Genomic DNA, 10,392 nt, shown 5'->3' with positions numbered 1-10,392 from the left:
GCCGCCCTAGGCGGCCGCCCGCCGTGCTTTCCAGCCCTCCAGCAGCGACAGCAGCGCCGGTACCACCAGCAGCACCAGCAGGGTCGAGAAGCCGAGGCCGAAGGCGATGGAGGTGGCCATCGGAATCAGGAACTGTGCCTGCAGCGAGGTCTCGAACAGCAGCGGCAGCAGGCCGCCGATGGTGGTCAGCGAGGTCAGCAGCACCGCGCGCAGACGCTGCACGACGGCCTCGTTGAGCGCGTCGTTCACCTCCAGCCCGCGTTTGCGCTGGTCCTGGTAAAAGCTGACCAGGATGATCGAGTTGTTGACCACGATACCGGACAGGCCGAACAGACCAAACAGGGACAGGATGGTCAGGTTCAAGCCCATGACCCAGTGACCCAGCAGTGCGCCGACCAGCGCCAGCGGGATAACCGACATGACGATCAGCGGTGTGCTCCAGGAGGAGAATACCCAGACCAGCACCGCGTACATCAGCAGCAGACCGATGATCAGGCCGTCGCGCATGTCGGCGAGGGTTTCCTGCTGATCGACCGAGCGCCCCTCGAAGCTGTAGCGCACGTTATATCGGCTGGCCAGCGCTGGCAGTTCCAGCTCGGCTGCCTTGAGGACAACGCCGGCAGTGGTCTGGCTGCTGTCGATATCGGCAGTAACGTCGGTTGCCAGCTGGGCATCGGCATGACGCAGCGCCGAGAAGCCCTGATTACTGGTGAAGGTGATGACCTGGCGCAGCGGCACGAAGCGGCCGTCATCCAGACGAATGTTGAGATCACTCAAGCTGGCCAGGCTTTCCCGTTCTGCGCGGGGCAGTTGAACCCGGACTTCGATCTCGTCGCGCTTGTCCTGGTAGATCTGCGCCAGTCGACCGTCATAGGCCGCGCGCAGTTGCGTACCGACGCTTTCGATGCTGAGCCCCAGTGCCTGACCGTAGGGCGTCAGGCTGTAGACCAGTTGCTCACGCCCCCAGCTCATGTCGTCCTCGGTGCTGACGACCCCTTCGATGCCGGAAAGCAGTACCGACAGGGCATCAGCAGCATCCTTGAGCTGCTGCGGGTCGGAGCCGGTCAGACGGATATCCACGTCCTTGCCGGGTGGGCCACTTTGCTGCTCGGTGATGCTGATTCGGTCGATTCCCGGCGGGCGCTGAATGCGCTGTTGCCATTCACGGATAAAGGTCTTGTTACGCACCTCCCGGTGGTCGGGTGACACCAGCTCGACCATCAGCGAACCAAGGTTGTCCCCCTGACGGGCGACCCCGTTGTCGCCCAGCACCTCTCCCTCGCGGGTCAGCGCGGTGAGAATCAGGTCGCCACCCAGCGCCTGCTCGGTTTCGTTCAGGCTCTGTTCCAGCTCGCGCATGAACGCGACCATGCTGTCGCGTGGCGTGCCAGCGACGAAGCTGACATTGGCATAGACCACCTGGGGTTCGGGGGTCGGGAAGAAACTGAAGCCGATACGGCCGCTGCTCAGCAGGCCGATGGTAATGATGACGCTGACCAATGCGCAGGCCAGGGTAGTACCGCGGTGGGCCAGCGCCGCCTGTGACAGCTGACGAAAACGGCCGTCGCGCAGGCGGTTGAAGGCACTGTCAAAGCGGCCTCGGACGGCATCCAGACGATTGCCGATTGCGCCCAGTGCGCCGCCGCGCGGTTTGCTCGGACGGAAGGCCTCACGCAGGTGGTGCGGCAGCACAACGAAACATTCGAGCAACGAGGCGATCAGTACGCAGATCATGACAATCGGGATATCGCCGAGGATATTGCCGAAGATGCCTCCGACCATCAGCAGCGGCATGAAGGCGGCGATGGTCGTCAGCGAGGAGGCAACCACCGGCCAGAACATGCGCTTGGCGGCGCCTTCGGAGGCGCGCTCGGAGGCCTCGCCGCTGCGGTGGTGGGCGTCGGCGTCTTCGCCTACCACAATGGCGTCGTCGACGATCACCCCAAGTGCCATGATCAGCGCGAACAGCGAGATCATGTTGATCGAGCCGCCAATCATCCAGAACACCCCCAGGGCGGCGAGAAAGGCGGTGGGAATACCGACCGCCACCCACAGCGCGACCCGAGCCGGCAGGAACAGGTAGAGCAGGATGAGAACCAGCACCAGACCGCTCAGACCGTTGTTCACCAGCAGGCGAATGCGGTCATCGATCAGTTGCCAGGCCTGGTCATAAACGTGAATTTTCAGCTGCGGAGGCAGGGTTGGGCGGATTTCCTCCAGCCAGTCATTGAGGATTTTCGCCGACTCAAGCGAGTCGCCGTCCTCGCTGCGCTCCAGTTGCAGCTCCACGGCGGGCTGGCCGTCGTAACGCAGCAGCACCTGGTTGCGCCTCGGCTCCTGGCGAATGTCGGCGATGTCGCCGAGGCGCAGGTGGCTGTCACCCTCAGGTTGCAGGGCGATGCTGCCGAAAGCCTGGGGATCGCGGCGCTGCTCGATGGCGCGCAGCTCGCGGGCCGAATCCTGTTCGCCGGCCTGGCCTGCCGGCAGATCCCGTGACTCGGCGTTGATACGTGCCGCAAGCTGGTCCAGCGACATGCCCAGTCGGCGCAGCTCGGCATTGGGTACCTCAATGCTGATCTGCTGCTCGGGCACACCGTTGATGACAATGCGGTCGATGCCCTTGTTCAGCAGATCGTCTTCCATGCGGTTGGCGATGGTGCGCAGCTCGTGGGGTTCGAACGGGCCGTAGAGCAACAGGTTGGCAATCGGGTCGTAGCGGGCAACCCGCACCACCTCGGGCTTCTCTGCCGCCGCCGGCAGGTTGCGGAATTCATCCACCTGCTGGCGCGCGTCATCGAGCGCGACGATCGGGTCGGTCCCCTCGCGGAATTCCAGGGTGATGCTGGAGACCCCCTGGGCCGAGGTTGAAGTCATGTTCTTGAGGTTCTGGATGCTGCGCAGGCGCTGCTCCAGCGGGATAGTGATCGCCTGCTCGACGTCTTCCGCCGCGGCGCCATTCCAGACCACCCGGACGGTAACGAAATCAAGGGCGAAGGTCGGGAAAAACTGGATGTTCATACGCGACAGGCCGATCACTCCGCCCATCAGCATGACCAGCATCAGCAGGTTGGCGGCAACCTTGTGACGAACAAAGAAGCCCAGCGGTCCGGTGTTGCTCATTGTGCCGGCTCCGCCGCCGCTTCACCGGTATCCACCTTCAGACCGGTCATGGCATTGGGCAGATGGGTGGTCACAATCGGCATACCGCTTTCCAGCGCGCTGGAGCGCACCAGTACCCGGCGGTTACCCTGCTCGTCCAGGGTTTCGCCGACACGTTCGACGGCGATCGCCTTGAGTCGGCTGTCCTCGACGGTGTAAAGGGTGTTGTTACCGTACAGTGCGCTGTAGGGCAGGGCGACGCTGTTGTCGTGGGCCGGCCGGGCGACACTGATGGCCAGCAGGGTGCCAAGGCGTAATTCCGGGCGCGGGTTGGTGACGGTGAAGATGGCTTCAATGCCGCGCGCGTCGGCCTTGCCGGCGATGCGGGCAAGGGTCAGCTTGATCTCGGGCGTGCTGTCGAGACTGTGGGCATCCAGCGTCTGGCCCTGGCTCAAAGCGTTGATAAAGTCCTGGCTGTGAATCTGCGGGACCAGCGCGCGCAGCTCCAGGCCTTCCAGCGGATAGAAATCGAGCAGCGGCGCGTTGGCGTTGACCTGATCGCCGACGGCAACCTGAACAGCCCCGACGACCCCGTCGAACGGGGCGACAAAACGGCTGCGCTCGGCATCGCGCTGGATGCTGTCGAGCGCCGCACTGGCGCGCTCAACGCGTGCCTGCTGGGCAGCCAGACGCGAGGCGTAGGTGGACAGACTGCGCTGGCGGTTGGCAACCGTCAAGGCGGCGCGATCCAGTGCATCCTGGGCGTTGTCGACCTCGACCGCAGGCACCATCTCGCGGGCAACCAGTTGCTGCATGCGCTCAAGCGTCTTGCGGGCGTTGGCTTCCAGCCGCTGCTCCATGCGCAGGGCCTGCTGGTCGGCCTGATGTGCCAGCTTTTCACTGTCCAGCTGCGCCCTGGCGTCGGCCAGTTCGGCTCTGGCTTGCTCGATCCGTGGCGTGATGTCGGCCTCGTCCAGCGCCACTACCAGCTCGCCAGCCTTGATATGACTGCCATCGCTGGCGGGAAGCGCGGCGATGCGGCCTGCCAGCGGTGCGACCACGGTAAAGCGACGCGGTGATTCCAGCTGGCCGTACAGGGTCAGGCGTGGCTGGAAGGCGTCAGGTGCAATGGCTTCGGTCGCAACTCGCCAGGCTCGCTCCTGGGTGCCCAGCGGCTCGGGTTGATCACGGGTGACGCGCAGCAGGATGAAAATGATGATTCCGACGACAACAATCAACAGCGGTGTGAGACGTTTACGCATTCCTTCTCTCTTGTTCTTTCCTGCGGGCGTAAGGGTCTCTCTGTATAGCGTGTGACGGCGATGGTCGCAATAGCGCTGAGTGTCGCGGCAGTGTCCTTGCGGACACTGCGCAGATCAGTGACTGCTGCCGATCTCCCGCTCGAGGCGGTCGAGCTGCTGGGCGACCTGGACACTGGCCTGTTCCATGTCCAGCAGTAGCCGGTGCAGCCTGTCATTGTCACCCTTGAGAGCGGCGTCGCGCGCCTGCAGACCGCATTCATGCACCTGGCGATGCACATTTTCCAGCTGACGATATGCCGGCAGGTGGCTGTACAGGTCAGCTCCCTGGCCACGGTAATACCATTGCCCCAGGCGGCATTCGTGGTGATCGGTGAGTGATTGGCTCAGGTTGCCGGCGGCGATGCGCTGGTATAGATCCATCTTCCAGACCACATGATCGAGCTTAACGGTCGACAGAAAGCTGCGCGTGGCAGAGCTGTTGATCACCTGCTTCATCCGGTCGGCATGGTCGATGACCTGATGGGTTACCTGATCAATCTGCTGGGCAGAGGCGGCGATTTCGAGGCTGCTCTGCATGGATTCCTCAGCCATGCCGGACAGGGTCTGGCTCTTTTCCATTACCTGGGTTACCAGAACCTCAATGTTTTCGCTGGCATGCTGAGCCTTCTCGGCGAGACTGCGTACCTCATCGGCTACCACGGCAAAGCCGCGACCCACTTCGCCGGCTCGTGCTGCCTCAATGGCCGCATTCAGGGCCAGCAGGCTGGTCTGTTTGGAGATGTCCTGGATGACGGCAATGAAGGCACGAATGCGGCCGGCGGTTTCGTCAAGGCTGCTGGCAGACTCGGCATTGCGCTCGGCATGGTTGCCCACCGTGTCGGAGCGTGCCTGCAGGCTGCGCACCGCCTGCTGGGTCTGGGCGAAGATCTCGCTCAGCGCGGTCAGGGTCTGTTGCTCATCCATCAGACGGCTCGCTGCGCCGGCCACCGATTCGCGCACATCCTGGACCAGATGATCCCCCATTTCCCGGCAACCGAGCAGCTTCTGGGACAGGGTCTGCTCGCTCTCGGCAATGCCGATACGCGCATCGAACTGCCGTTGTCGTTCGTCCAGTTGTGCCGTCAGGGTGCCGAGTTGCTCCTGCAGTTGCCGGTTCAGTTCTTGGGATTGTTGCAGCTCTGCGCGTAATTGACGGCTTTTGAACACGTTTTGCTCCTGGATGGGCAGGGAGGGGTATAGGGACGATACTGTTATCGGGCCGACTCGGACTTGCTATCGGCCGAGTAACATCAAACTGTAATGATGCGTTGATTCGACTGGCAGATTATTGATTTGCGGCAGGATTTGCCTTGTCGCTCAGCGTTGGCAGCGGCTATGGCCCGACATATCCGCAGTCGATCAAGCTTCACCGGAGCACGGCACAGCGACTAGGGTTGGGAAAACAAAAAGCGCCCCGCGCCAAAGCCGCCCGGGCAGACAATGGAGAGCATGCTGTGGACACCGAACTGCGCTGGTTGAAGTCGTATCCGTCGGACGTGAATTGGGAGCTTGCCTACACTCCGGAGGCCATTCCGGCGTTGCTGGACGCGGCCGTCGCCGAGTTCCCCGATAACCCGGCAATCGACTTCCTTGGCCACAAGCTCACCTACAGAGAACTAGACGCGCTGGTCTCCCGCGCGGCCTGTGGTCTGCAGAAACTGGGGGTTGGCCCCGGCGTCCATGTGGGGCTGTATCTGCCCAACTGCCCGCATTACTTCATCGGTTTTCTCGGTGTGCTGCGCGCCGGCGGGACAGTGGTGAACTATTCACCGCTGGATGCTGAGCGCACCCTCGAGCACAAGATCGAGGACAGTCAGACCGACATCATGCTGACGCTGGATCTGGAGGCCTTTTACCCGCGTATGGCGAGCCTGATGACGCGCACTCGGCTGCGTCAGCTGGTCGTGGGCAGTCTGGTCGAGTTCTGTGGTGAGGTCAGCGACGAGCAGCGCCATCTGCTTGGCAAACCGGCGATGGTGGCCTGGGGCGATCAGTGCTGCAGTTTTGCCGAGCTGCTGGACAATGCCGGCGATTATCGGGAGCACCTGCTGACCGATCCGGCCAACACGCTGGCTGTGCTGCAATATACCGGCGGCACCACCGGTGTCCCCAAGGGGGCGATGCTGACCCACGGCAATATCACGGCCTCCTGTGCCCAGCTGCGCGAGGTTTTGCGTTCGGCGATCGTGCCCGGGCAAGAGCGGGTGCTGGCGGTGCTGCCGCCGTTCCACATCTACGCGTTGATGGTGAATATGATCTTTGGCCTGCGCGCTGCCGCCGAGATCTACCTGCACCCGCGTTTTGACGTGCTGACGGTACTGCGCGAGATCAGTCAGAGCCGCATTACCACCTTCCCGGGCGTGCCGACCATGTTCATCGGTCTGCTCAGCCATCCGGAGACCGACAAGCACGACCTGTCGTCGCTGAAAATGTCCAACTCCGGTGGCGCGCCGTTGCCGGTCGAGGTCCAGCAGCAGTACTTCTCCCGTTCCGGTTGCGCCCTGCGTGAGGGCTGGGGGATGACCGAAACCACCACCAGCGGCACCTTTACACCGCGCGACGCCCAGCCGCGCCCCGGGTCATGCGGTGTGCCGGTGCCGGGCACGCAGATTCGCATCCTGCCGCTCGACGGCGGCGAAAACGAGCTGCCGGTCGGCGAGCGTGGGGAGGTCTGCATCAAGGGGCCGAATATTACCGCAGGCTACTGGAAGCGCCCGGACGCGACGGCAGAGGCAATGACTTCAGACGGCTTCCTGCGTACCGGCGATGTTGGCTACATGGACGAAGATGGTTACGTCTACATCGTCGATCGTACCAAGGACATGATCCTGTGCAGCGGCTACAACGTGTATCCGCGGGTGATCGAAGAGGCCATCTACGAGTACCCGGGCGTTGAGGAGGTATCGGTCATCGGGGTTGATGACCCCTATCGCGGGCAGGCGCCGAAAGCCTTTATCAAGCTGCGGGCCGGCGTTGAGCCCTTCGACTTCGAAACCCTGCAGGCGTTTCTCGCTTCGCGTCTTGGCAAGCATGAACGTCTGAGCGCGATGGAAATTCGCGCGGAGCTGCCGAAGACGCCGGTGGGCAAATTGTCGAAGAAGGAGCTCTACGAAGAAGAGCGCCAGCGGCAGGCCGCCCCGGCGACGGCCTGATCGCGATGCCCTGACTCAGGCGGAGAGCCGCTGGGTCAGGGTGCTCAACTCCCCGGACAACTCATGCAGGGACTGGCTGGCGCGAGCGGTGTTGTCGACTTCGCTCTGGTTGGCTGCGGCAATATCGGTGATCTCGGTGATGTTGCGGGTAATATCCTCGGCAACGCTGGTCTGTTCGTCGGCTGCGGTTGATATCTGCCGGTTCATGTCGCGGATCGACTCGATCGCGACGGTGATCTGGGTCAGACGCTCACCCGCCAGGTTTACCTGTTGCATGCTCGACTCGCTGCGGGTCTGACCGATGGCGATGGCCTTGACCGCTGCGTCGGCCCCGGACTGCACATCATTGATGATCTGCTGAATTTCAGCGGTTGATTCTGCGGTGCGCTTGGCCAGCGTGCGGACTTCGTCGGCGACGACAGCAAAGCCGCGTCCGGCCTCACCGGCGCGTGCCGCTTCGATTGCCGCGTTCAGGGCGAGCAGGTTGGTCTGCTCGGCGATCCCCTGAATCACATCCAGCACCTTGCCGATGCGATTGCTGTCTCCTTCCAGGCGCCGGATAACCTCGGTGGTCTGGGTGATCTGTGCCAGCATGTCCTGCATCGCCTGGATCGTGTGCTGCATGACCCGGCCGCCTTCCTGAGCATTGCTGTCGGCATCGTCTGCGGCGCGGGCAGCCTCGGCGGCATGCTGTGCAACCTGCATGGAGGCTGCAGACATTTCCTGCATGGCGGTGGCTACCTGGTCCGTGCGCGAGAACTGCTCTCGGCTGCCATGGGCCATGCGGGTAGCGATGGTGTTCAGCTCTCCGCTGGCGCGATCCAGCTCACTGGTACTGCGCTGCAGCTGGCTGAAGGTGTCTTCCAGGAAGCTGCGCAGCTGGTTGGCTGCACGGGCGAGGGTGCCCAGCTCGTCGTCCCGACGCAGGGTGATGGGCTTGCCGAGCCTGCCCTGGCTCAGCTGTTCAACCTGCTCGATCAGTTGGGTTATCGGGCTTACCAGGCGCCGGTTTACCAGCCACAGGCTGAGTACGCCGATAACCACTGCTGCGATGACCAGTATTGCAAGCCCGATCCAGACGGTGGTTGCAGCGGTTGCGTTGATCTCGTTGCTTTGTTGCAGTGCGGCTCCGTTCAGCTGGCTGGACAGCTGGTTCATGTGCTCGCTGACCTGACGGTCGATTCCGCGCGCAGCCTTGTCGCCGGCGGTCGGCTCCATACCCGCGGCCTCGTAGGCTTGCAGACTGTCGCGATAGCGTGAACCCAGTTGGCGGTGCTCTTCAGCCAGCGCGCGCACCTCTGCCAGTGTCTGCGGCTCCAGCTCAAGGGTGCTTATCTGCTGCAGGGTGGCCTGTACTGCCTGTTCTGACGCCTCAAACTGGCTCCAGTATTTCTGCCGATCAGCCGGTGCAGCGCCGCGCAGCAATACGTTCTTCCACTCCTGCACCTGGGTCTTGAATTCCAGATTGGCGCGATTGATCAGCGTGGCGCTGGCCAGCGGGCTGGCCAGCAGGTTGCGATAGCTGTTGACGCTTCCAGACAGGGTCAGCGTGATGATGAGTGCAACCAGCAGCATGAGCGCCAGGCTGCCGGTCATGAGTGTGAGGGTTTGCAGTCGCAAGGAGCGGTTTATAGCCATGTGAACACCTGTCGTCAGGGTTGTCGGGCGGTCCTTCACCTCGAGAAAAAGCGATTGTTCAGTGTATCGACCGTTTCGCGCAGAGCTGAATTTTTTTGTAACGGCTGCTGCTGCCTGCCACTGTCTACACAGTTCACTTTCATTGATAATGGCCGCTAATTTGAGTCTGGCACAGGAACTTGATGATGTTATTGGCATTGGCCGCGGTTGTAGTGGGACTGGCGCTTCTGGTCTGGAGCGCAGATCGCTTCGTTGATGGTGCGTCGGCGACCGCCAGTCATGCGGGCATGCCGCCGCTGCTGATCGGCATGCTGATCATCGGCTTCGGCACCTCGGCGCCCGAGATGGTGGTGTCTGCGCTGGCCGCCGGCCAGGGCAATCCGGGGCTGGCACTGGGTAACGCCTATGGCTCAAACATCACCAATATCGCGCTGATCATCGGCCTTGTTGCGGTGATCAGCCCGATCAAGGTCCATTCGCAGGTGATTCGCAAGGAGTTGCCGATTCTGCTCGGCATCACCCTTCTGGCGGGCTACCAGCTGCTTGACGGGCAGCTTTCGCGCAACGACGCCTGGGTGCTGATCGGGGTGTTTTTTGTGTTGATGGGCTGGTCCATCGTTCAAGGCCTGCGCGGCAAGGATGATGCCTTGTCCGGTGAGTACGCCGAGGAGGTGGCTGCCCACGCAATGCCGCTACCCAAAGCCCTGTTCTGGTTGGTGCTGGGTCTGGTACTGCTGATCGTCAGTTCCCGCGTGCTGGTCTGGGGCGCGGTGTTTATCGCCGAAAGCCTGGGCGTGAGCGATCTGATCATCGGTTTGACCATCGTCGCAATTGGCACGTCGCTGCCGGAGCTGGCTTCCGCACTGGCCGCGATTCGTCGCAACGAGCATGACCTCGCGCTGGGTAATGTGATCGGTTCCGGCCTGTTCAATACCCTTGCGGTGGTGGGTATCGCCGCCGGTATCGCACCGCTGGCGGTCGACCCGGTCGTGCTGCAGCGCGACTGGGTAATCATGTTCGTATTGACCGCGGTTTTGCTATTTATGGGCATCGGGCGGTTCGGCAAGCAGGGCGAGGTGACTCGCTTCAACGGTATCCTGCTGTTGGCAACCTACGTGGGCTACACCGGGTGGCTGGTCAGCACCATGCTGCGCTGACCGGCTGGCGGCTGGCTGGCTCGTGGTGTTATGCGAGCCGCCCAG

6 protein-coding genes are annotated in these 10,392 nt (G+C 62.6%); 2 read left to right on the top strand and 4 right to left on the bottom strand.

The features are described 5' to 3' along the window. Window positions 1-6: 6 nt before the first annotated feature. The 3 genes from B7O88_RS12130 to B7O88_RS12120 all read right to left on the bottom strand — a co-directional run bounded on the left by B7O88_RS12130 (window position 7) and on the right by B7O88_RS12120 (window position 5,567). Window positions 7-3,120 carry an efflux RND transporter permease subunit gene (locus B7O88_RS12130; RefSeq protein ID WP_088276240.1) on the bottom strand — a complete coding sequence of 1,038 codons (3,114 nt, stop codon included), beginning with the start codon at window positions 3,118-3,120 and terminating at the stop codon, window positions 7-9. Then, window positions 3,117-4,361 (bottom strand): efflux RND transporter periplasmic adaptor subunit, encoded by a 1,245-nt coding sequence (locus tag B7O88_RS12125; RefSeq protein WP_088276238.1) that lies wholly within the window; start codon window positions 4,359-4,361, stop codon window positions 3,117-3,119. Before B7O88_RS12125 ends, B7O88_RS12130 begins: the two co-directional genes overlap by 4 nt. Window positions 4,362-4,475: 114 nt before the next feature. Then, the gene (locus B7O88_RS12120; RefSeq protein ID WP_088276237.1) at window positions 4,476-5,567 is read right to left on the bottom strand and encodes a methyl-accepting chemotaxis protein; all 1,092 of its coding nucleotides are present in this window, start codon (window positions 5,565-5,567) and stop codon (window positions 4,476-4,478) included. Window positions 5,568-5,854: 287 nt separating this feature from the next. Between B7O88_RS12120 and B7O88_RS12115 the strand changes: the two genes are divergently transcribed. After that, on the top strand, window positions 5,855-7,552 hold the full coding sequence (locus B7O88_RS12115; RefSeq protein ID WP_088276236.1) for a long-chain-fatty-acid--CoA ligase: 1,698 nt from the start codon (window positions 5,855-5,857) through the stop codon (window positions 7,550-7,552). Window positions 7,553-7,567: 15 nt separating this feature from the next. Here the strand turns inward: B7O88_RS12115 and B7O88_RS12110 are convergent, their stop codons facing one another. Then, window positions 7,568-9,190 carry a methyl-accepting chemotaxis protein gene (locus tag B7O88_RS12110; protein WP_088276235.1) on the bottom strand — a complete coding sequence of 541 codons (1,623 nt, stop codon included), beginning with the start codon at window positions 9,188-9,190 and terminating at the stop codon, window positions 7,568-7,570. 185 nt (window positions 9,191-9,375) lie between these two features. On the opposite strand from B7O88_RS12110, the gene B7O88_RS12105 reads away from it, so the two are divergent. Next, window positions 9,376-10,347 carry a calcium/sodium antiporter gene (locus tag B7O88_RS12105; protein WP_088276234.1) on the top strand — a complete coding sequence of 324 codons (972 nt, stop codon included), beginning with the start codon at window positions 9,376-9,378 and terminating at the stop codon, window positions 10,345-10,347. Window positions 10,348-10,392 lie beyond the last annotated feature (45 nt).

Source organism: Halopseudomonas aestusnigri (assembly GCF_002197985.1).
GTDB classification, from domain to species: domain Bacteria; phylum Pseudomonadota; class Gammaproteobacteria; order Pseudomonadales; family Pseudomonadaceae; genus Halopseudomonas; species Halopseudomonas aestusnigri.
This window is presented reverse-complemented; position numbering and strand designations above follow the sequence as displayed.

Bases quoted from the DNA above. Each gene is read 5' to 3' on its own strand.
- B7O88_RS12130 (WP_088276240.1), bottom strand. From the start codon at position 3,120: ATGAGCAACACCGGACCGCTGGGCTTCTTTGTTCGTCACAAGGTTGCC.
- B7O88_RS12125 (WP_088276238.1), bottom strand. From the start codon at position 4,361: ATGCGTAAACGTCTCACACCGCTGTTGATTGTTGTCGTCGGAATCATC.
- B7O88_RS12110 (WP_088276235.1), bottom strand. From the start codon at position 9,190: ATGGCTATAAACCGCTCCTTGCGACTGCAAACCCTCACACTCATGACC.
- B7O88_RS12105 (WP_088276234.1), top strand. From the start codon at position 9,376: ATGTTATTGGCATTGGCCGCGGTTGTAGTGGGACTGGCGCTTCTGGTC.